Origin of the sequence: Pseudomonas sp. MF6755 (assembly GCF_016405635.1) — a bacterium.
Taxonomy (GTDB): domain Bacteria; phylum Pseudomonadota; class Gammaproteobacteria; order Pseudomonadales; family Pseudomonadaceae; genus Aquipseudomonas; species Aquipseudomonas haemolytica.
On sequence record NZ_JAEKDA010000012.1, the window covers coordinates 106,247 to 127,515 of the forward strand.

The 21,269-nt window shown below is 59.1% G+C and carries 19 protein-coding genes and 4 pseudogenes; 13 read left to right on the forward strand and 10 right to left on the reverse strand.

What is annotated here, in order from left to right; translation table 11 throughout:
• Positions 1-30 precede the first annotated feature (30 nt).
• Together JFT66_RS17420 and JFT66_RS17425 are read left to right on the forward strand one after the other, a co-directional pair.
• A pseudogene (locus JFT66_RS17420) lies at positions 31-381 on the forward strand (GNAT family N-acetyltransferase); the annotation flags it as partial.
• A gap of 144 nt (positions 382-525) precedes the next feature.
• Positions 526-1,929: an MFS transporter gene (locus JFT66_RS17425; RefSeq protein ID WP_153871848.1), complete on the forward strand. Its 1,404-nt coding sequence runs from the start codon at positions 526-528 to the stop codon at positions 1,927-1,929.
• A 143-nt stretch (positions 1,930-2,072) separates the two neighbouring features.
• Here JFT66_RS17425 and JFT66_RS17430 read toward each other — a convergent pair whose 3' ends face one another.
• The 3 genes from JFT66_RS17430 to JFT66_RS17440 form a co-directional block, all read right to left on the reverse strand.
• On the reverse strand, positions 2,073-3,365 hold the full coding sequence (locus tag JFT66_RS17430) for a PQQ-dependent sugar dehydrogenase (RefSeq protein WP_198859742.1): 1,293 nt from the start codon (positions 3,363-3,365) through the stop codon (positions 2,073-2,075).
• Entirely contained in the window at positions 3,362-3,787 is a 426-nt protein-coding gene (locus JFT66_RS17435) for a DUF2231 domain-containing protein (RefSeq protein ID WP_153839596.1), read from the reverse strand. The genes JFT66_RS17430 and JFT66_RS17435 overlap by 4 nt, the downstream gene beginning before the upstream one ends.
• A gap of 88 nt (positions 3,788-3,875) precedes the next feature.
• Positions 3,876-4,199 carry a hypothetical protein gene (locus tag JFT66_RS17440; RefSeq protein WP_153839597.1) on the reverse strand — a complete coding sequence of 108 codons (324 nt, stop codon included), beginning with the start codon at positions 4,197-4,199 and terminating at the stop codon, positions 3,876-3,878.
• Between the two features lie 224 nt (positions 4,200-4,423).
• On the opposite strand from JFT66_RS17440, the gene JFT66_RS17445 reads away from it, so the two are divergent.
• The 3 genes and pseudogenes from JFT66_RS17445 to JFT66_RS29825 form a co-directional block, all read left to right on the forward strand.
• Positions 4,424-4,903 (forward strand): AAA family ATPase, encoded by a 480-nt coding sequence (locus JFT66_RS17445; protein WP_034119846.1) that lies wholly within the window; start codon positions 4,424-4,426, stop codon positions 4,901-4,903.
• Positions 4,900-5,697 carry a nucleotidyltransferase domain-containing protein gene (locus tag JFT66_RS17450; protein WP_198859743.1) on the forward strand — a complete coding sequence of 266 codons (798 nt, stop codon included), beginning with the start codon at positions 4,900-4,902 and terminating at the stop codon, positions 5,695-5,697. The genes JFT66_RS17445 and JFT66_RS17450 overlap by 4 nt, the downstream gene beginning before the upstream one ends.
• Positions 5,690-5,812: pseudogene (locus tag JFT66_RS29825) on the forward strand (DNA mismatch repair protein MutT); the annotation flags it as partial. The gene JFT66_RS17450 and the pseudogene JFT66_RS29825, both read left to right, overlap by 8 nt.
• 200 nt (positions 5,813-6,012) lie before the next feature.
• Here the strand turns inward: JFT66_RS29825 and JFT66_RS17455 are convergent.
• Positions 6,013-6,126, reverse strand: a pseudogene (locus JFT66_RS17455) (LysE family translocator); the annotation flags it as partial.
• A gap of 126 nt (positions 6,127-6,252) precedes the next feature.
• On the opposite strand from JFT66_RS17455, the gene JFT66_RS17460 reads away from it, so the two are divergent.
• A complete protein-coding gene (locus JFT66_RS17460) occupies positions 6,253-8,451 on the forward strand; it encodes an OsmC domain/YcaO domain-containing protein (RefSeq protein ID WP_153839599.1) in 2,199 nt (732 codons plus the stop codon).
• Between the two features lie 120 nt (positions 8,452-8,571).
• Here the strand turns inward: JFT66_RS17460 and JFT66_RS17465 are convergent, their stop codons facing one another.
• The 5 genes and pseudogenes from JFT66_RS17465 to JFT66_RS17485 form a co-directional block, all read right to left on the reverse strand.
• Complete coding sequence (locus tag JFT66_RS17465; RefSeq protein WP_153839600.1) at positions 8,572-9,738, reverse strand: cystathionine gamma-synthase; 1,167 nt, start codon at positions 9,736-9,738, stop codon at positions 8,572-8,574.
• Entirely contained in the window at positions 9,735-11,111 is a 1,377-nt protein-coding gene (locus tag JFT66_RS17470; protein ID WP_153839601.1) for a pyridoxal-phosphate dependent enzyme, read from the reverse strand. The genes JFT66_RS17465 and JFT66_RS17470 overlap by 4 nt, the downstream gene beginning before the upstream one ends.
• 283 nt (positions 11,112-11,394) lie before the next feature.
• Positions 11,395-11,505 (reverse strand): annotated as a pseudogene (locus JFT66_RS17475) (VOC family protein); the annotation flags it as partial.
• Positions 11,506-11,607: 102 nt separating this feature from the next.
• Positions 11,608-12,327, reverse strand: coding sequence for an SDR family NAD(P)-dependent oxidoreductase (locus tag JFT66_RS17480; RefSeq protein ID WP_198859744.1), 720 nt, complete (start codon positions 12,325-12,327; stop codon positions 11,608-11,610).
• Between the two features lie 65 nt (positions 12,328-12,392).
• Positions 12,393-13,577, reverse strand: coding sequence for an MFS transporter (locus JFT66_RS17485; protein WP_153839603.1), 1,185 nt, complete (start codon positions 13,575-13,577; stop codon positions 12,393-12,395).
• 94 nt (positions 13,578-13,671) lie between these two features.
• On the opposite strand from JFT66_RS17485, the gene JFT66_RS17490 reads away from it, so the two are divergent.
• The 7 genes from JFT66_RS17490 (at position 13,672) to hchA (ending at position 20,101) form a co-directional block, all read left to right on the forward strand.
• Positions 13,672-14,559, forward strand: coding sequence for a LysR family transcriptional regulator (locus tag JFT66_RS17490; RefSeq protein WP_198859745.1), 888 nt, complete (start codon positions 13,672-13,674; stop codon positions 14,557-14,559).
• Between the two features lie 113 nt (positions 14,560-14,672).
• Entirely contained in the window at positions 14,673-15,284 is a 612-nt protein-coding gene (locus JFT66_RS17495) for a hypothetical protein (protein WP_153839605.1), read from the forward strand.
• Between the two features lie 368 nt (positions 15,285-15,652).
• Complete coding sequence (locus tag JFT66_RS17500; RefSeq protein ID WP_153839606.1) at positions 15,653-16,867, forward strand: aldose 1-epimerase family protein; 1,215 nt, start codon at positions 15,653-15,655, stop codon at positions 16,865-16,867.
• A gap of 117 nt (positions 16,868-16,984) precedes the next feature.
• A complete protein-coding gene (locus JFT66_RS17505) occupies positions 16,985-17,536 on the forward strand; it encodes an AAA family ATPase (protein WP_198859746.1) in 552 nt (183 codons plus the stop codon).
• A 139-nt stretch (positions 17,537-17,675) separates the two neighbouring features.
• Positions 17,676-18,152, forward strand: coding sequence for a GNAT family N-acetyltransferase (locus tag JFT66_RS17510; protein WP_153839607.1), 477 nt, complete (start codon positions 17,676-17,678; stop codon positions 18,150-18,152).
• A gap of 215 nt (positions 18,153-18,367) precedes the next feature.
• Positions 18,368-19,042: a hypothetical protein gene (locus tag JFT66_RS17515; RefSeq protein ID WP_198859747.1), complete on the forward strand. Its 675-nt coding sequence runs from the start codon at positions 18,368-18,370 to the stop codon at positions 19,040-19,042.
• 180 nt (positions 19,043-19,222) lie between these two features.
• Positions 19,223-20,101 carry a glyoxalase III HchA gene (gene hchA, locus JFT66_RS17520; protein ID WP_034119827.1) on the forward strand — a complete coding sequence of 293 codons (879 nt, stop codon included), beginning with the start codon at positions 19,223-19,225 and terminating at the stop codon, positions 20,099-20,101.
• 256 nt (positions 20,102-20,357) lie between these two features.
• Here hchA and JFT66_RS17525 read toward each other — a convergent pair whose 3' ends face one another.
• Entirely contained in the window at positions 20,358-21,254 is an 897-nt protein-coding gene (locus tag JFT66_RS17525; RefSeq protein WP_153839608.1) for an aminoglycoside phosphotransferase family protein, read from the reverse strand.
• Positions 21,255-21,269 lie beyond the last annotated feature (15 nt).

The window sequence follows — 21,269 nt, forward strand, 5'->3', positions numbered from 1 at the left end:
GGTGTTGTTTAAACTGGGTTCGCACATGACTACGGCTGGTGGGCGAATGCCCGGCGAGAGGCACCGGAGTACAACATCGGTTTTGGCGGGATCGCGCCCCTCAACTACCTGACACAGCGGCGTATCAACCTCGGCTACCGCTTCGCCGTGCAAGCGTGGGGGCAGGGCTACGCGACCGAGGTGGGCCGCGATGCATTGGTGCTGGCGTTTGAAACCCTCGGTTTACCGGAGGTCTTCGGCTTGGTACGACCCGATCATGCCGCGTCGATCCGCGTGCTGGAAAAGCTCGGCATGCAACCCTTCGGCGTGCTGGACGACGTACCCGGGCAAGCGCCCAGCCTGGTACTGCGGGTTTGTCATCCTACAACTGCACGGAACTAACGTTTTTTCACACCCGCGTAACTCCTCGATAAACGGCACTCTTTCCGATTGACACTGTGTGGGTGTCTCGATATAAAAGCCAAAGTTGTACGACGACATATGACGTTACATGTGTCCTATCTAACAAAAATAAAAAGTGATGCCATGAATTTGAACGAGCCCATCAGTGCCCATCGTGTCGGCCAGGCGGTCGGCAGCTATCGCTGGACGATCTGCGCGATGCTGTTTTTCGCGACTACGGTCAACTACCTCGACCGTCAGGTGCTGAGCCTGCTGGCGCCGCAACTCTCGACACAATTTGGCTGGAGCAACACCGATTACGCCAACATCGCAGCGGTGTTCCAGTTCGTCTACGCCATTTCCATGCTGTTTGCCGGGCGGTTCGTCGACAAGATCGGTACCAAGGCCGCGTATGTGGTGGCGATTTGTATCTGGTCTACCGGTGCGATCATGCATGCCTTTTCGGTGCCGATGGGCGAGGGCATCGCGGCGATCAGCGGGGCAATTGGCCTGGCGGTGATCCCGGTGTCGATTGCCGGTTTCATGCTGTCACGGGCGGTCTTGGCGATTGGTGAAGCGGGTAACTTCCCCATTGCGATCAAGGCCACTGCCGAGTACTTCCCCAAGAAAGAACGCTCACTGGCCACTGGCATCTTCAACTCCGGGGCCAACGTTGGCGCGATCCTGGCGCCGATCTGCGTGCCACTGATTGCCGGCCTGTGGGGCTGGGAGGCGGCCTTTATGGTCATCGGCATGTTGGGTTTCGTGTGGGTCGCGGTCTGGGCTGCCGTGTACGAAAAACCGGAACAGCAAAAACGCCTGTCGGCCGAAGAACTGGCCTACATCCGCAGCGATCAGACGGTACAACCTTTCACCCCAGCGCCTGCGGGCACTGCCACGAAGAAAGTCTCCTGGTTCAAGCTGCTGACCTACCGCCAGACCTGGGCGTTCGCCTTTGGCAAGTTCATGACCGATGGCGTGTGGTGGTTTTTCCTGTTCTGGCTGCCCACCTACCTGTCCGCTCAGTACGGCATGAAAGGCGCCGATATCGTGATGCCGCTGGCGGTGCTGTACAGCATGACCATGGTCGGCAGCATTGGCGGCGGCTGGTTTCCCAGCTACTTCATGGCCCGCGGCGATGCACCCTATGACGGGCGCATGAAAGCCATGCTGGTGATTGCGCTGTTCCCGCTGGTGGTGTTGCTGGCGCAGCCGTTGGGCTATCTCAGCTTCTGGGTACCAGTGCTGCTGATCGGTGTGGGCGCTTCGGCGCACCAGGCGTGGTCGTGCAATATTTTCACCACCGTGTCCGACATGTTCCCGCAGAAAACCGTGGCTTCGGTAGTCGGCATTGGTGGCATGGCCGGCGGGCTGGGCGGGGTAGTCATGACCAAGATCGGCGGTTGGGTGTTCGACTACTACAAGTCGATCAATGACATCCACACCGGCTACATGATCATGTTTGCCATCTGCGCCCTGGCTTACCTGGTGGCCTGGAGCGTGATGAAGGCATTGGTGCCGCGACATAAGGAAATCACCGACCTGTAGCTGGCGCTTCAGGTATCGAAGGCGGGGCCCTTAAGACAGGCGCACACAAACGTGTCGTGGATAGGCCCCAGCGAATGGCCTGGCTTGTAGCGCAATTGCACAGTGACGGCTGACAGGGGCGTCGCCGCCCCTGTCATACCCGGTTAGTGGTTACGGGTGACTCGCCAAATGGTATTGGCGAGGTCGTCGGCAATGATCAGTGCGCCTTTCGGATCCACCGTCACGCCCACCGGGCGCCCACGGGTCTTGCCATCATCGCCACGAAAGCCGGTGGCGAAGTCGATGGGTTCGCCTGACGGCTTGCCGTTGCTGAACGGTACGAAGATCACCTTGTAGCCCACCGGGTTGTCGCGGTTCCAGCTGCCGTGTTCGCCGACAAACACGCCATCGGCGAATTTTGCCCCCATGGCGGGAATGGAGAAATCCACGCCCAGTGCAGCCACATGGGAACCCAGGCTGTAATCCGGCTTGATCGCCGAGGCCACCTTGGCCGAGTTCTGCGGTTGTGCGCGTGGGTCGACGTTCTGGCCCCAGTAGCTGTAGGGCCAACCGTAGAAGGCACCTTCGCGCACCGACGTCAGGTAGTCCGGCACCAGGTCGGGGCCGAGCTCATCGCGTTCGTTGACCACCGTCCACAGTTGCCCGGTGCCCGGTTGGAGGGTCAGCGCGGTAGGGTTGCGCAGGCCGGTGGCGTAGGGTTTGTGCGCACCGGTGGCCGCGTCGATCTGCCAGACCATGGCGCGGTCGATCTCCACTTCCATGCCGCGTTCAGTGATGTTGCTGTTGGAGCCGATGCCCACGTACAGCTGGCGGCCGTCGTCACTCACGGCCAATGACTTGGTCCAGTGGTGGTTGATCTGCGCCGGCAAGTCGGTGACTTTGACGGGCGGGGCGCTGGCCTTGGTCTGGCCGTCGGCGTAGTCGAAGCGCACCAGCGCGTCCTGGTTGGCCACATACAGTTTGCCGTCGGCGTATGCCAGGCCGTAGGGGGCGTTGAGGTTGTCGGCGAATACCGTCTTCAGTTCATAGGTGCCGTCACCGTCGGCATCGCGCAGCAGGGTAATGCGGTTGCCGCCTTTGACCTTGGTATTGCCCTGGGCCTTGATCACGCTGGCAATCACGTCCTTGGGCTTGAGCTTGGCGGCACTGCCGCCACGGCCTTCGGCCACGAGGATATCGCCGTTGGGCAGCACCAGGGTCTGGCGCGGGATCGCCAGGTCGGTGGCGATGGCGGTGACGCTGTAGCCTTCGGGCACCTTGGGCTTTTGCTCACCCCAAGGCGTGGGCTCGGCAATCTTCATGCTCGGCAGCAGGCTGCTTTGTTGTTCGGGCAGTTTGGGATCGGGGCCGCGAGCCTGGGTCTTGTCGCCTTCGCCACCGCAGGCACTCAGCACGAGGGCTGCGCTGAGCAAGGTCAGTGTGTTGAGTATTTTCATCGGGCAACTCCTGAGCGCAGATTGGTCAAGCCGATCCACGTCGCGATGATCGCCAGGACGGTGACAATCGCCGACAGCACCATGCCAGTGGGCATCATGGCGTAGGCGTCCTTGGCATGCTGGAAGGCATTGACCAGCCCGAGCACCCAGGTGCCCAGCAACAGCAGGAAATACGCCACCGGGCGCCCGCCCTTGTGTTCGGCACGCACCAGGTTGACCAGCGCAAACAACAGTGCAAAACCACAGAACACCAGCGCCCCGGCGATCAGCCACGACGCGAAGTTGGCCCATTGGATCTGGTAGGTCTGGCCGTAGGCGATATCACTGAGCAAGGCCCCGAGAAACAGCGGCACGGTGCCTGCCAGCAAGGTCCCATGTAGCGGACCAGGTCTGACGACGGGGTAAGTGGGGAGGGTAGTCATGTGGGTGGCGGCTCCTTATCGTTCTGCGCCCTGGGCTCAGGGCGCGATGACTTCGCATAGGAAAGGAGCATGGCATTTGTAAGAAAGTTCACTGGGAGGTCGTGTCGAGATGTTTTTCGAACCACGACGCATAGGGTGTGTTGCCGACCTGGCAGCGGTTGTAATCCGGGCTACCATCCTGCCACCACACCGGGCCACGCTCACCCAATGCGACCTTGGCATGCTGCACCTGCTGCCGGGCGGCTTTCAAGGCCTGGGGATCAGCGTCGCCTTTGGCCGACTTGACCGCCCGGCGTGCGTCCATCAGTGCGTTGACCCAATGCTGCCGGGTTGCCTCGTCCAAAGCCGGATTGGTACAGCGCCAGAGTTGCCCCTTGACCACAAAATAGCGGCCGTCCGGTGTGCTAAGCATGATGCCTGTGCAGCACCCGCAGCACGCCCCACAGCATCGACATCACAATTGCCATCCAACCGGCAAACAGGCTGAAGAATGTCATTGCAAGGTTCATCACGGTCTCCCATTGTGTTGTCGTCTCCTTGAAGGTGACCTCGCTTGGAGACCAGGATTCAACTGGATGTATTTACGTCAGCGGCGGCATGACTCATCCTGCCTGGCCCGACACAAGGAAACGCTTTATGCCAACCCTGCATCTGCTGTGCGGCAAGATCGCCTCCGGCAAGTCCACACTCGCCAAGAGCCTGGCCGCCGAGCACGGGGCCATTGTGCTCAGCGAAGACCACTGGCTGGCCAGTCTGTATCCCGGTGAGATCCAGGCCATCGCCGACTACCTGCGCTGTGCCCAGCGGGTGCGCAGCGTGCTGGGGCCGTTGGTGGTTAACCTGTTGGAATCCGGCGTGAATGTGGTCCTGGATTTCCCGGCCAATACCCTCGCCAACCGTGAGTGGTTGCTCGGCCTGGCCCAAGCGGCCAAGGTGCCGCACCGGCTGCATTATCTGGAACTGGACGATGCCACCTGCCGTGCCCGCCTGCATGCGCGCAACGCTCAGGGCGAGCATGACTTTGCCGCGACAGACGCCGAATTCGACCTGATCACTCGCCACTTCTGTGTGCCGAGTGAAGAGGAAGGCCTGGTGATTGAGGTGCATCGCCCGTGACTGTCTTACAACCCGCGGGCGTCGATGCCGACGGCTATATCCTCACCGTCGCCGATGCTCCCGTACAAATTGAGTTCCAGCCGCTGCTCGCGGATGTCTGCGCAACCCTGTCCCAGGCCGCGTTCGGCCTGCACGGGATTTATCTGTATGGCAGCGTCGCACGAGGCCAGGCCGAGGTCGGGGTTTCTGACCTTGATCTCTCGCTGATACTGATCGAACCCCCTGATGCACCTGTGCTTGAACGGCTGGAGGCGGCCCGCCTCGCGTTGGAACAGCGGCATCCACACGTCACCAAGATCGACTTCGACATCGGCGATCGCGCACAGGTGTTGGCGCCCGAGAATAGAAACCGTTGGGGCTTTTGGCTCAAGCATCATTGCCGTTGTGTGTGGGGCGATGACCTGTCACTGCACTTCGAACCGTTTCGCCCGAGCCGTGCTATCGCCTTGGCGGTCAATGGCGACTTCGAACAGGCGCTCACGACGTATCTCTTGCGCATCGAACAGGCCAGCTCCGAACACACCCGCCTTCGCCTGCAGCGTGAAGCATCGCGGGCCCTTATCCGCGCCACCCACACCTTGCGCGCAGACGATGCGCCAATGTGGCCGCAAACCCTGGAAGAGTACGTCGCGCTGTTTGTTCAGCAGTACCCGTCGATGCGCGTGCAAATCGCGTACTTCCTGTTTGAAGCGCGTAACCCGAGTGCTGAGTGCGAGGCAGTCTCCACGCGGCTACGGGCGTTTTTGAGTTGGATGGCTTCGGCGCATAGAGAAAGGAACCAAGCCAATGCGTGAACGCAAAGCAGCCCGACTACTGGTAATAAGCCCAGCAAAGCAGGTGCTGCTGTTCCGCTTCGAGCATAAAGACGGCGCGTTGGCCGGCAGGAATTACTGGGCCACCCCGGGCGGTCATTGCGCACCACCGCGGACACGGTATGGCCGCAGGCGCTGCTGGAAATGCTTGTGCAGGCGGATGTGTTCGCCCCCGACGTTGTTTAGCGATTGGCCAGAATTTTGTCGGTCTCGAGCACCCTTGCATAGTCCATCGCCAGGTTACTAACTGACATATCGCAATCCAAATGTGGGAGCGCCGCAGATGGATATAGGTGTTCAGCGCTTGCTGAACGCCAATCGAGCGGCAAATAACACGAAGATCATGCCGGTGCTGCGGTCCAACCACTGGATGACCTGCTCACGGCGCAAGAGCCGGACAAGGGGTAATGTCTTTAAGGTGAGGTCGATTGGACGTTAGCACCGATCGGCAGCCCAGACGCAAAACCCTGAGACTTCCCGGCGAAAATCTTCATAATGGCGGCCAATTTGTTTAGCTCGTTATTCTGGTGTGCCCGCATGGAAATTAAGGTCAACTTTCTCGACAACCTTCGGCTTGAAGCCAAGTTCGATGACTTCACGGTCATTGCCGACCAGCCCATCCGCTACAAGGGCGATGGTTCGGCACCGGGGCCATTCGACTACTTCCTGGCTTCGTCGGCGTTGTGTGCGGCGTACTTTGTGAAGTTGTACTGCCAGACGCGCAATATTCCCACGGAGAATATTCGCCTGTCGCAGAACAACATCGTCGACCCGGAAAACCGCTACAACCAGATCTTCAAGATCCAGGTCGAGCTGCCTGCGGACATCTCTGACAAGGACCGCCAGGGCATCCTGCGTTCCATCGACCGTTGCACCGTGAAGAAAGTGGTGCAGGCCGGTCCGGAATTTGTGATCGAAGAAGTGGACAACCTCGACGCCGATGCCCAGGCGTTGTTGATGCCCAACTCGACGTCCGAATCGGGCACCTACATCGCGGGCAAGGACCTGCCGCTGGAGCAGACCATCGCCAACATGTCTGGCATCCTCGCCAGGCTGGGCATGAAGATCGAAATCGCTTCGTGGCGAAATATCGTGCCCAACGTCTGGTCGTTGCATATCCGCGATGCCCACTCGCCGATGTGCTTTACCAACGGCAAGGGCGCGACGAAGGAGGGCGCACTGGCGTCGGCGCTGGGCGAGTTCATTGAACGGCTCAACTGCAACTTCTTCTACAACGATCAGTTCTGGGGCGAAGAGTTGGCCAATGCGCCGTTCGTGCATTACCCGGATGAGCGCTGGTTCCAGCCGGGTAGCAACGATGAGTTGCCGAGTGAAATCCTCGATGCCTACTGCCTGAAAATCTACAACCGCGATGGCGAGCTGCGCGGTTCGCACCTGTTCGACACCAACTCCGGCAACGAAGCCCGCGGCATCGTTTCGCTGCCGTTCGTGCGTCAGTCCGACGGTGAAGTGGTGTATTTCCCTTCCAACCTGATCGAAAACCTTTACCTGAGCAACGGCATGAGCGCCGGCAATACCTTGGCGGAAGCCCAGGTGCAGTGCTTGTCGGAGATCTTCGAGCGGGCGGTGAAGCGCGAAATCATCGAGGGCGAGTTCGCCCTGCCGGACGTCCCCGCAGAGGTGTTGGCCAAATACCCTGGCATCCTCGCCGGTATTCAGGGCCTGGAAGCCCAGGGCTTCCCGGTGCTGGTCAAGGATGCGTCCCTGGGCGGAGAATTCCCGGTGATGTGCGTGACGTTGATGAACCCGCGTACTGGCGGCGTGTTCGCTTCGTTCGGTGCACACCCGAGCCTGGAAGTGGCGCTGGAACGCAGCCTCACCGAGCTGCTGCAAGGCCGCAGCTTCGAAGGTTTGAACGACCTGCCGCAGCCGACCTTCGAAGGCCAGGCAGTCACCGAGCCGAACAACTTCGTCGAGCACTTTATCGACTCCAGTGGCGTGGTCTCGTGGCGCTTCTTCAGCGCCCAGTCCGATTATGAATTCGTCGAGTGGGACTTTTCCGGCCAGGGTGAAGACTCCAACGCCCAGGAAGCCGCGACGCTGTTCGGCATCCTCGAAGGCATGGGCAAAGAGTCCTACATGGCGGTGTACGAGCACCTGGGCGCCACCGCCTGCCGCATCCTGGTGCCGGACTACTCGGAAATCTACCCGGTGGACGACCTGATCTGGGACAACACCAACAAGGCGCTGTTTTTCCGCGAAGACATCCTCAACCTGCACCGCCTCAACGAGGAAGAGTTGCAGGCGCTGGTCGAGCGCCTGATAGAAAGCGAGCTGGACGACTACACCGATATCACCACCCTGATCGGCATCGAGTTCGATGACAACACGGCGTGGGGCCAACTGACCATCCTGGAGCTCAAGCTGCTGATCTTCCTGGCTTTGAAGCAGTATGAAGAGGCCAAGGAGTGCGTGGAGATGTTCCTGCAGTACAACGACAACACCGCTGAGCGCGGCCTGTTTTACCAGGCGATGAATGCGGTGTTGGAGATGGAGCTGGATGACGACCTGGAATTGGCGGACTACGAGGCCAACTTCCGGCGCATGTTTGGCAATGAGCGCATGGATGCGGTGATTGGCTCGGTCGAGGGCAGCGTGCGGTTTTACGGGCTGACGCCGACCAGCATGAAGCTGGAAGGGTTGGACCGGCATTTGCGTTTGATCGACAGCTACAAGAAGCTGCATGCGGCGCGCGGCAACATAATATCGAGCTGATTGCGCATTCAATGTGGGAGGGGGCTTGCTCCCGATAGCGGTGGGTCAGCTGTAAATAAGCTGACTGATACATTGCTATCGGGAGCAAGCCCCCTCCCACATGTTGATCGATGTTTGACGTTAGATGTGTGCCAAGGCCTGGGCTAAATCTGCGCGCAGATCCTCCACATCCTCAACCCCCACCGACAATCGCACCAACCCATCACCAATCCCCAACTGCGCCCGTGTTGCCGCGGGAATGGTCGCATGGGTCATGATTGCCGGGTGTTCGATCAGGCTTTCCACGCCACCCAGGCTCTCGGCCAGGGCGAAGATCTTCACGTTTTCCAGGAAGCGTCTGGCGCCAGCCAGATCGCTGTTCAAGTCCACCGAAATCATCCCGCCAAACCCGCGCATCTGCTGTTTTGCCAGCGCGTGCTGTGGGTGGGATTTCAAGCCGGGGTAGTGAACCCGCGATACCTGCGGTTGCTGCTCCAGCCAGGTGGCCAGGTCCAGGGCATTGCTGCAATGGCGCTCCATGCGCAGCGCCAGGGTTTTCACCCCGCGCAGGGTCAGGAACGCGTCAAACGGCCCGGCAATGGCACCGATGGAGTTTTGCAGGAAGCCCAGGCGCTCGGCCAAGTCAGGGTTGTCGCCGACGATGGCAATACCGCCAATCACATCGGAATGCCCATTGAGGTATTTGGTGGTGGAGTGCACCACGATGTCGAAACCCAGCTCCAGCGGGCGCTGGATCCACGGGCTGGCGAAGGTGTTGTCGGCCACGCAGATAATCCCGCGGGCACGGCAGATACGTGCGACGGCGCGCAGGTCGGTCAGGCTCAGCAGCGGGTTGCTCGGGGTCTCGACCCAGACCATGCGCGTGTCGTCCTGCAACGATGCTTCAAAGGCCGACAGGTCGCTCAAGTCGACATAGCTGAAGCGGTGCCCGGCGCTGCGTTGGCGCACCTTGTCGAACAGCCGGAACGTGCCGCCATACAAGTCATTGCCCGAGACAATATGCGCGCCAGCATCCAGCAGCTCGAGCACGGTGGAAATCGCCGCCAGCCCCGAGGCAAACGCAAAGGCCTGGCTGCCGCCTTCAAGGTCGGCCACACAACGTTCCAGGGCGAAGCGCGTGGGGTTGTGGGAGCGGCCGTAGTCGAAGCCCTTGTGTACGCCGGGGCTGTCTTGCAGGTAGGTGGAGTTGGCGTAGATCGGTGGCATCAGCGCGCCCGTGGTCGGGTCGGGTGACTGCCCGGCGTGGATCACACGGGTGGCAAATGCGCTTTTATCGGGCTGACTCATGCAAGGGATCTCCGTAGGTGATTAAGCAGGTCGACGCGGGTGATCAGGCCGTGGAAGCCTGAGGCGTCAGCAATGATGGCGACCAGGCCGCGATCCAGTTCCGCCTGCAGTTCAGCCAGGCTGGCGCTGGGGGCCAGGGTGTGCAAGGTGTCAGTCATGGCGCTGGCGACGGTCATGGAAAAATCCGCGGCGTCGTGGTGCAGGCCCAGGAGGATGTCGGACTCATCGATGACGCCCACCAGTTGCTGGCCGTCTACCAGCACCGGCAGTTGCGACACATCCGCCAGGCGCATGCGCTGGAAGGCGGTGAGCAGGGTGTCGTCGGGGCTTACGCTGATCACACGGCCATCTTCGAAGCGGCGGGCGATCAGGTCGCGCAAGTCGCCGTAGTGCTTGTACTGCAACAGGCCGGCGTCGTTCATCCACTGGTCGTTGTAGACCTTCGACAAGTAACGCGTGCCGGTGTCGCACACAAAGGTCACCACGCGCTTGGGCTCGGTTTGCTCCCGGCAATAGCGCAGGGCGGCGGCGAGCAGGGTGCCGGTGGACGAGCCGCCGAGAATACCTTCGGCCTTGAGCAGTTGGCGGGCGTGGTCGAAGCTTTCTTCATCGCTGATGGAGTAGGCGTGGCGCACGCTGGAGAGGTCGGCAATCGAGGGGATGAAGTCCTCGCCGATACCTTCTACCGCCCAGGAACCGGGGGTTTCCAGCTTGCCGCTGCGGCTGTACTCGGCCATTACCGACCCCACCGGGTCAGCCAATACCATCGCCAGCTCGGGCTGCACACGCTTGAAGAAACGCGTCAGGCCGGTGAGGGTGCCGGCCGAACCGACGCCGACCACAATCGCGTCGACATCATGCTGGGTCTGCGCCCAGATCTCCGGCGCGGTGCTGGTCTCGTGGGCCAGCGGGTTAGCCGGGTTGTTGAACTGGTCGGCGAAGAACGAATCCGGAATATCCTTGGCCAAGCGTGCGGCGACGTCCTGGTAATACTCTGGATGGCCCTTGCCCACATCGGAACGGGTGATATGCACCTCGGCGCCCATGGCCTTGAGGTGCAGCACTTTTTCCGTGGACATCTTGTCGGGCACCACCAGTACCACCCGGTAGCCCTTGGCCCGGCCCACCAGCGCCAGGCCCAGGCCGGTATTGCCGGCGGTGGCTTCAATGATGGTACCGCCAGGGCGCAAGCGGCCGTCGCGCTCGGCGGCGTCGATCATCGCCAGGCCGATGCGGTCCTTGATGGAACCGCCGGGGTTTTGCGATTCAAGCTTGAGAAATAGCGTGCAAGGGCCGGTATCGAAGCGGCTGACCTTGACCAGCGGTGTGTTACCAATCAGTTCAAGTACGGCAGGGCGTGAAGGTGTGGGCATGTCGTCACCAGGTTACGGAATGGGCGTAGGGTGCGGGACAGCAAAAGGCGCAGCGTGGCTTCGAACATAGGCCGGTATTGTCCAGGTCGCAACCTGGCGGTCCGATGCATGACTTTTTTTGGCGCATGGGTGAAGCGAGCGGGCATCAAATTGGGATGCCGACGCAGATCAAATGTGGGAGTTGTCGAGCCGCAGCGAGGCTACGAAGGCGGCGGTACTGTTGGCAGTTGTGGTGGCTGACCCACCGCCATCGCGGCCTCGCTAAAGCTTGAGCGCTCCCACATTAGTCCCCGGCAATAGCGGCTTCGATGGCAGCAATATCGATCTTGGTCATGGTCATCATCGCGTCAAACGCACGCTTGGCGATGGCCGGGTCTTTGCTGGTCACGGCATCGCCGTTGTACCAGAGGCAGATCGTGTTTTTGTTGGTCATCGCAAGCTCCTCAGGTTGATAGGCGTGTGAGTCTAGACGATAGCCCCTGGCGTTCTTCTCGGTTTAAAACCGCTCATCCAGAATCGCCGGCAAGGTGATGTCCTTGACGAAACTGGCCGAAGACAGGCTCAGCGTCATGCGCACCACCTGCACCACGTCATGCACCGGAATCGACTGGCCTTCACCGCGCTGCGCCGCGACTGCGAGCGGTGTGCTCAACGGGTCTTGGGTGTTCAGGTAACCGAGGTTCAGGCAGGTGACGCCCAGGCGCTGCTGCCGATAGCCTTCACGCAAGGCATCGGCAATCCCGCGCAGGGCAAATTTGGAAGCGCCGAACGCCACCTCCGGCCGGCCACTTTGCGGCAGGCCGGAGGTCGAGCCCGTCAGGATGATCCTCGGGTTGGCGCTTTTGAGTAGCACCGGCAGCAGGCGTTTGATCAGCAGCAGGGTAGAGGTGATGTTGCAGGTGACAATAGCTTCAAGCTGCTCATCACTGTCGCCCAGAAAATTGTACGCCGGGTCAAAGGCAAACTCTTCCCAGATACCCAGGTTGTAGATCAGCGTATCCAGCCCGCCCTGAGCCACTGCGGCTTCAATGACCTGCGCCGCCTTGGCGGGTTCGGCCAGGTTGGCTTCGACCCACTGCACCTGCACATCAGGGTTGTGGTCGAGCTGTTCGGGACGGCTGCGGGACACGCCGATCAGCGTATCCCCAGGCTCGCCCAAACCCTCGATCAGGGCTTTGCCCAGGCCTTTGCTGGCGCCAACTACCATGGTTTTCATTACGCGTCTCCTTGACTAGGGGGCGTAGTTATAAGGTAGTTGGCGGGGCCTTTCCAGCTTGCTGCTCAGGCCTCCACGGTTTCCCGGCAATTACGCAAACCCGCACGCCGCGAACGCCAGCCCAAACCCAGCACCATCAGCAAGCCCAAGCCCGCCATCAGCGCGCCCGCCAAGGAAATGGCCGGGTAGCCCAGCCCGGCGTTGATCACCGCGCCGCCCAATGCCGCGCCAATCGCATTACCGAAATTGAACGCACCAATGTTCATCGCCGAAGCCAGGTTAGGCGCATCCTTTGCAGCCTCCATCACCCGCATCTGCAACGGTGGCACCAAGGCAAAACTGGCGGCGCCCCACAGCAGGATCGACAAGGCGGCGGGCAGCGGCCATTGCATCAGCACCGAGAAGGCCAGCAGCACGGCTATCAACACCACCAGCGAGGTGATCAAGGTACGGTCCACCGAACGGTCCGCCGACTTGCCACCCCACACGTTGCCGAGGGTCAGCCCGATACCGAACAGCACCAGCATCCCGGTGACGAAGTTGGTCGAGGCGTGGGTGACATCGCGCAGAATCGGCGCGATATAGGTGAACACCGTGAACATCGCACTGGAGCCCACCACGGTCAGCGCCAGCGCGGCCAGCACCGGCCCGCGACCCAGTACGCGAATTTCCGCCATCAGGCTGCCACCTTTTGGCGCGGGCGTATTCGGCAACGCCCACCACAGCGCCGCCATCACCACCGCACCGAGCCCACTGATGCCCCAGAACGCGGTACGCCAACCAAAGTTTTCGCCAAACCAGGTGGCCAACGGCACACCGCCAATAGTCGCCAGGGTCAGCCCCAGAAACATCGCCGCGACGGCCCCCGCGCGCTTCTCTGGCGCGACCACACTGGCGGCCACAATCGAGCCAATACCGAAGAACGCGCCGTGGTTGAGCGACGTCACCAGCCTGGCGATCATCAAGGTCTGGTAGTCGGTGGCCAGCGCCGACAGCAAATTACCCAAGGTGAAAATCGCCATCAGCCCGATCAGCAGATAACGGCGTGGCACCCTGGCCGTGGCGAGGGTCATGATCGGCGCGCCAATCAGTACGCCCATGGCATAGGCACTCACCAACAGCCCAGCGGCGGGGATGGAGACATCAAGATCGGCGGCAATACCGGGCAACATGCCCATAGGGGCAAACTCTGTGACCCCGATGCCAAAGGCACCGATGGACAACGCTACAAGGGGTGGATTGATACGCATGGGTGACTCCTCATCTGTGAGTCAAATGCTACAATCCTGCCTTTTCAAGCAGTAGCCCACGGTTGGGAACTACAGCTTTGCGCAGGAAGCACAAATGGACATAGGCGGTCGGTCGGGAGAGATGGAAGTGTTCGCCATGGTCGCCGAGCACGGCAGCCTGTCGGGCGCGGCGCGAGCCCTGGGGCTGACGCCATCGGCCATCAGCCGCATCATCACCCGCACCGAACGGCGCATCGGCACCCGGTTACTGTTGCGCACCACCCGCGCTATCACCTTTACCGCCGAAGGCGAAGCCTACCTGCGCGGCGCCCGGCGCATCCTCGCGGACATGGCCGAAGTCGAAGACGCCATCACCGACCAGGGCGCCCCACGCGGGCGCCTGCGAGTCAGCGCCGCCCTGGCACACGGCCGCCTGACCATCGTGCCACTGATTGCCGCCTTCAGCGTCCGCTATCCCGCCATCGTTGTCGACCTGATGCTCGGCGATGAAGTCGTGGACATCCTCGGCGGCCAGGCCGACGTCGCCATCCGCTTCGGCCCGCTCGCCGACAGCCCCCTGAGCGCCCGCCACATCGGCGCCACCGGCCAAGTCATCGTCGCCTCCCCGGACTACCTGGCACGCCACGGCACGCCGGTGACGCCGCAGGATTTACTCCAGCACAACTGCTTGCGCTTCAACTTCCGCCGGGCGGCGCCGGATTGGCCGTTTCGGGTGGATGGACGCGAGTTTTCGTTGAAAGTGACGGGGACGATTGAGGGCAATAGTGGAGAGGCGTTGGCGCAGTTGGCGAAGCTGGGGGCGGGGATTGCGCGGATTGGGGCGTTTAGTGTGGTGGAGGAGGTGAGAAGGGGGGAGTTGGTGGTGTTGCTGGAGGCGTTTAACCCGGGGGATGTGGAGCCGATTCATGCGGTGTTTGTGGGGGGAGCGGCGATGCCGGCAAGGGTGAGGGCATTTGTGGATTTTTTGGTGGAGCGGCGATAGGGCGAGGTGAATGGAGGGTTTTTCCCAAAAGATGAACTCACTATTGAGTCCCATAAACGAGGGGCGATAATAAGCTCGACTTTGTAAAGTATTCACAGGAGGGAGTCTTAGTAATGGACGTTGAGCAGTTTATAAAAATTATTTTGGCGTTGGCTGCGATGGCGGGCATCGCTAAAATAATTTATGAGTTTTCTATGGGAGGCAGGCTCCGTCTAAAAGACGATTATCGATTCGCAAAAGAGTTCTTGGGAGACATCGAAGCAAACCCAAAACTACATCATCTTGTTGTTGAGCGAGGGTACTATGCGATTGCCGGAACTGTGTCGATGAAAGTTTCGGAAATTAAATATTTGATTTCGTTGTCTGACGCCGAAAGACGGCTCAAGGATTATGTTTTGGCGCGTAGATATGTAGAGCTAGTAGAGGCGAGTAATAAAATAGATTTTCGGTATAAATATAAAAAACACTTTTCCAGAGTTTGGAGAAAAGCCCTTGCAATACTCGTTTACATGGTAGGGTGCTTCCTTGCTTTTTCTCCACTTTTAATGATTAAGCCGTTGGGGCTGGAGCCAAAATACTTGCTCTTGGTTTTGTTTACGCTACCCTGTTTCGGATTTTTTGCTGTGGATGCATTAAGGGGTTTCGTGAAAATTGCAAGAGGAGAAGCACTCGTTAAAGAGCAACAGGAAAACTCCCCGTTAATTTTTATAGGTAAACGGCCTTAGGTGTCGTAGTGGGCGTCCTTCATGCCTGGCTCATCCAAGGCTGGTATATCATAATGCAGCCTAAAGTGTGATGTTTGGGCGGGTCTATTTGAGTCAAGCGAGTTTCTGCCTTTTGGTTTTATAAAATGAGCATTTCCTCGATCTGGTCTAACTTTCTTGTTTATGCAAATGCTCCGCCAAGTAACGCGAGGGCTCTCTGAAGGTTATTTACCTTTTGGGGGCTGGTTTGCTGGCTACAGCATCGACTCACTTTTCCGACTCGTCACCATTCTTTCTTGGCATTTCCCCGCGTCGTGTCGTTTTTGAAGCTTGCTGAAACGTTTCATCGAGTTTATAAAATCCGCACAACTCCAAGAAAGGCTACCGCCATGACCCCGCTCAAACTCTTCCTCGCCCTCAGCACACTGTCCGCCACCTCCCACGCCCTGGCCTGGGATTACGTCCTCCTCGACACCGACAAAGCCGCCCAGAACTGGCAGGTCACCAGCCAGCAGCTCGGCATACACACCGACAAACCCTTCAGCGTTACCCTGCGCACTTTGCACGGCGGTCGGCAGGAGGGTGTCAGCATCGTCGACATCGATAACGGCACGATGAAACTCTCGGTAGTACCAACTCGCGGCATGAACGTCTTGCAGGCCTCGGTCGGCGATGTGCGCATGGGCTGGGATTCGCCGGTCAAGGACGTGGTCAATCCGTCCTTCATCGAGCTCAATGGTCGCGGTGGCCTGGGCTGGTTGGAAGGTTTCAACGAGCTGGTCGCTCGCTGCGGATACGAATGGGTCGGCCACCCCGGCGTCGACAATGGCGAACTGCTGACCCTGCACGGTCGGGCCGCCAACATTCCTGCGAATAAAGTCACGCTGCACATCGATGAAAAACCCCCGTACGCCATCACCCTGCGTGGCGAACTGAAAGAGCAGGCGTTCAAGAAGGTCGATTTCTCTGTCGCGACTGAACTGGTCACCGAGCCCGGCAGCGTAGCGTTCGCCCTCAACGATACCCTGACCAACAACGGCGACTATCCGAAGGAATACCAGGCGCTGTACCACAGTAACTTCAGCACGCCGTTCCTGGAGCAGGGCGCTCGTTTCGCCGCGCCGGTAAAACAGGTGTCGCCGTTCAACGACAAGGCCAAGGGCGAATTGGCCGACTGGCAAACCTACCGCGCACCGACCAAGGACTACGACGAAACGGTTTACAACGTGGTGCCGTATGCCGATGCCAAGGGCGATACGTTGACCGTATTGCATAACAAGGCTGGCAGCCTCGGCGCTTCGGTTGGCTTCAATACGCAGACACTGCCGGTATTTTCCCTGTGGAAAAACACCGACACCCAAGGCCAGGGCTATGTCACGGGGCTGGAGCCGGGCACGAGTTTTTCCTACAACCGCCGTTATCAGCGGCCACTGAACCTGGTGCCCACCATTGGGCCGAAGGAACACAAGCAGTTCCGCATCAGCTACAGCTTGTTGGCGGATAAGGCGGCTGTGGACAAGGCCTTGAAGCAGGTGAGCGAGATTCAGGCGGGGCGGGAGACTGAGGCGCGGCAGACGCCGTTGGTTGATCTGACCAAGGGGTGACACCGGCTAGGGACAGCAGGGGACGGATCTATTTTTTTGAATCTGTCCCCCTTTTTTTGCATTGACGTAACATCGTTACCCCCAAAAAATCAGCTTGCATAGCGAGAAGGAGCTTCGATGCAACGGGTGATGATTGTGGGTCAACCTGGGTCTGGCAAAAGCACTTTGGCGCGTAAGCTGGGTCAGCGTACGGGCTTGCCCGTCGTTCATATCGACACTATCCACTGGCAGCCAGGGTGGATCGAGCGAAACCGGGACGAGAAAACGCGGCTTTGTCTCGAGGTCGAGGCCCGTGAATGCTGGATATTCGAAGGTGGCCATTCAGCCACTTGGGAAAACCGGATGGCCCGTGCAGATCTTTTAATCTGGATTGATCGTTCGGCGCCGCTTCGATTCTTACGCGTACTGCTCAGAACGCTGCTTCAACGCGGCCAATCGCGGCCTGACTTGCCGCAGAACTGCCCTGAACTGCTGGCGAACCTGCCGGAGTTTTTTAGATTCATGTGGCGGACGAAAAAATCAGCGCGAGCAAAGATGCAGCAACTCGTGGCAACTGCGCCATCCGCTTGCCGTGTGGTTCATCTGCGGTCCAATCGGGATACCAGGATCTTTCTCGCGAGCATTGGAAGTTCGACTGAACCGGGCTCCGCGAGATTGATCGACGGTTGACTGCTTCACTAGGCAAACTGGCGGTTGCGAGCGGCTTTTTTTGGCCGTTTGCTGCCTGTTGTGAAGGGCAGCAAACGGCCAAAAGCGGACCTTCGAACAAGATTCAAGGGCACCATAAATCAGAAAAAGAGTAGCGGATATGAAAAAGGAATTTACCCTTCGGCGGGCACTGCCAGGAGATGGCCAAGCTATTTTCCATGTCACTCGGCAGTCAATAGCCGAGCTATCGAACGGAATGTATACCCCAGAGCAACTCAATGGCTGGATGGGTGAAAGAACCCCAGAGTTTTATGAGCAACTGATCAAACAAGGGCAAATGGTCGTGGCACTGCAGCTGGGAAGGATCGTTGGCTTTGTGGATTCAGAGCCAGGAGAAGTGACACGGCTTTTTCTTCTTCTCGAGGCCTCCAGTAAGGGGCTTGGTGCTCATTTGCTCAAGATAGGTGTTGATAATGCGCGTGGGCCTGGCATCCGCTTCATAAAGGTAGAGTCGACTTTGAATGCGGAAGGTTTCTATAAAAAACATGGTTTTGTGACACAAAAGCACGGCTTTTTCAGTCACGGTGTAGGTGGGCAACCCATAGAAATCATTTACATGGAACTTGAGTTGGAGTGATTTATTCTGCGTACCGCCACAGGCGCTTGGAAGAATTGGATTAACTGACGAACGTCAGCTTTGGGTCGATTGCAGCCATTCGTGACAGATAGAAGTCGAGCTGAAGCGCCTACTCCAGAGATCTGAACGGGCTATGCTGTAGCACCGGTGCCATCTGCAGACCAATGGGCATCCAGTAAAAGATTCGGCCAATTAGATCTCAGGGAGAGACAATCATGTGGTGGGAAAAAACAGTCGAATACACCTTCGTCCAACGCTTCATGCCGAATTTTGCTGACGGCCGTGCAGAGGAGGATCGCTACCTGGCTCCCCTGGACGGGGATCATGAAAAGGCTGGCGACGCGATAATGGCGATCGACACCAAAATGGTGCTCATCGAGTTCAAAAGAAGTCTTGGCGAGGTAAATTCCGAGCTGAGAAAGTTTCCAAACTTCGAAAGTACCCGTCGCGCTTTGAAAAAAACGGATCGCCATCACTTACTTGTCTATGGCATGGCCAGCAAGGGTTCACAGTTGGAACTCGCTGCGCGAACGTACTTCAGTGAATCGGAGGTAGAGATTAAAAAAATCACTACCGAAGGCAAAACCTACGATGATTTTTTAATCTATCTAAATAAGTTTCTCAAATTCAAGTATCCGAAGGGCGGTGGCGGTTCAGATAAGAAAAGCCCTGATTCGCCGACGGACGACATTGGCGGTTTGGAATATATCGTAGTAATTGGGATTGTGAGTGGCGAACCCCGTTTTGCCATGAGCTTGCGGGACTTCCTTTCCTATAAGCGTCCTGACGGTGGGTCGACAGCAACCATACCGCTGACACCGAAGTCACCGGAGGGCGCCGCGGTCAAGCTGGAAAAAATGGCTGAGCCCCTCATGGTCACCACAAATTGAATCTAACCGCGACCCAGAGATCACAACATTGCCAGTGCTAGTCATCGACTGGGAAGCCCCAGTCATACCGTGGAGAATGGAACGAGGTCTACGTTCAGCGCACTCGGGGAAACCCCTCAGTGCAGCACCTCCCCTGGCTAGCACGCGCCACGAAACCCACCCAGTTCAAAGGGAAAGCTCATGACGACCCATCACAGTGACGACAAGCAACCCACCCCGGATCAGGCCGAAGACAACGCGTTTTTCCCGTCTCCCTATTCCCTCAGCCAATTCACCTCACCCAAGTCCGACCTCAGTGGCGCCGACTATCCCAACCCCTACACGGGCGGGCGCTGGAAGGTCCTGGTGATCGGTGCTGATGAGCGCTACCTGCTGACTGACAACGGCACGATGTTCTCCACGGGCAATCACCCGGTCGAAACCCTGCTGCCCATGTATCACCTGGATAAAGCCGGCTTTGCTTTCGACATCGCGACGCTGTCGGGCAACCCGGTGAAGTTTGAGTTTTGGGCCATGCCTTCCGAAGACGTGGAAGTGCAGGGCTTTTATGCCAAGTACCGCGATCAGTTCAAGCGCCCGCTCAAGCTGGCCGAGGTGATCGAGAATGCGCTGGGCGAGGACTCGGACTATATCGGTGTGTTTATCCCTGGAGGGCATGGTGCGTTGATCGGCTTGCCAGAGAGTGTGGAGGTGAAGACGGTGTTGCAGTGGATGGTCGCGAAGGACAAGTTTGTGATTTCGCTGTGTCATGGACCCGCTGCGCTCCTTGCGGCGGGTGTGGGCGAGTCCAGGGATTCCTATGTCTTCAACGGTTATAAAATTTGCGCGTTCCCTGACGCTCTCGATGCCACGACCCCGGACATCGGCTATATGCCGGGCCATCTGACCTGGAAGTTCGGCGAGCAGCTGCAAGCGCTGGGGGTGGAGATCGTCAATCAGGACATATCCGGAGCGACGTTGCAGGATCGCAAGCTGCTAACCGGTGACAGTCCCTTGGCAGGCAACAACCTTGGCAAGCTGGCGGCGGGCGCTCTATTGAAAGCGGTCGCGGCGGGGTGAGTGAGGAGGCTGCTGAGAGGTCCACGAGAGATCGAGGCGGCGCGAAAACAGAAGGCGGTACGTGGCCTCGCCAAGCCCTACGGCAATGATCTGTTTGTGCTGTTTTCCGCTGCGTCGGCGAGCGAGGAAGTGGTTGAGCGCATCTACTGGGTGGAAGGCGATTGGTTCGGTGACGGCCGGGGGGGATGCCCAGACCTATGTTCGTCGCTGCCCGATCACGCGCCATGTCATGGATGCTCGTTTGCCCGATCCGTGCCTATCGTTGCTCCGCCAGAATCACGTGGACCACCTGCTGCGCCTTGTCTACCTTGGGTTTGCTTTCCCCTGGGTTGGCCATGGTGATGAGTGCCTTCCACAGCGCCCATCCGCGGCCCCGTGCCCAGGTCGCATCATCCAGGGCCATCTCGGAACGAAAGACCTGCCGGCTTGGGGCGTCCAGCATCGTCCAGGCTATGACCAGGTCACACGCTGGGTCGCCTACCGCCGAGGAGCCAAAGTCGATGACCGCGTGCAGGCTTCCATCTTTCACCAGCAAATTGCCTGCTGCGATATCGCCATGCACCCACACGTTTGGCCCCGCCCAGATGGTGCTGATGGCGGCTTCCCAGACTTCAAGGGCTGAGGCCGTATCAACGCGGCCAGTCAAGGTTCCAAGGGCGGCTCGTGTTTCGCTGTCATAGACAGACAGGGTTCCACCACGATGGAAATTATGCTGGCCGGCTACCGGTGCATGTGTGGTGTCGGCTCGACGCAGCTCCACCAGGAAACCCGCGATTGAGCGTGCAAACGCCACCTGATCGGCAATCAGCGCTTCGCTCGCCGGTTCACCCTCCAGCCAAGCGTAAACGGACCACGGCCACGGATAGTTGAATGCGGGCGCACCTTCAGCGATCGGTACCGGAATTGGCAGCGGTAGGTGAGGGGCCAGTTTGGGTAGCCACGCGTGTTCCTTCTGAACCTGAGCGACGTAGTGAGCTGCGCTTGGAAGCCTCACGGACATGGAGTTGCCGAGCCGAAAGGTGCGGTTGTCCCAGCCGCCGGGGACGACCGGCTCGATGGGTAGGTGCGCCCAATGGGGGAATTGTGACGCGATGAGCTGTCGCACAAGCGCGGTATCTATCCAATCAACTGGGGGCTTCACGGTGTCTGTCATGACCTGTTCCAAAAC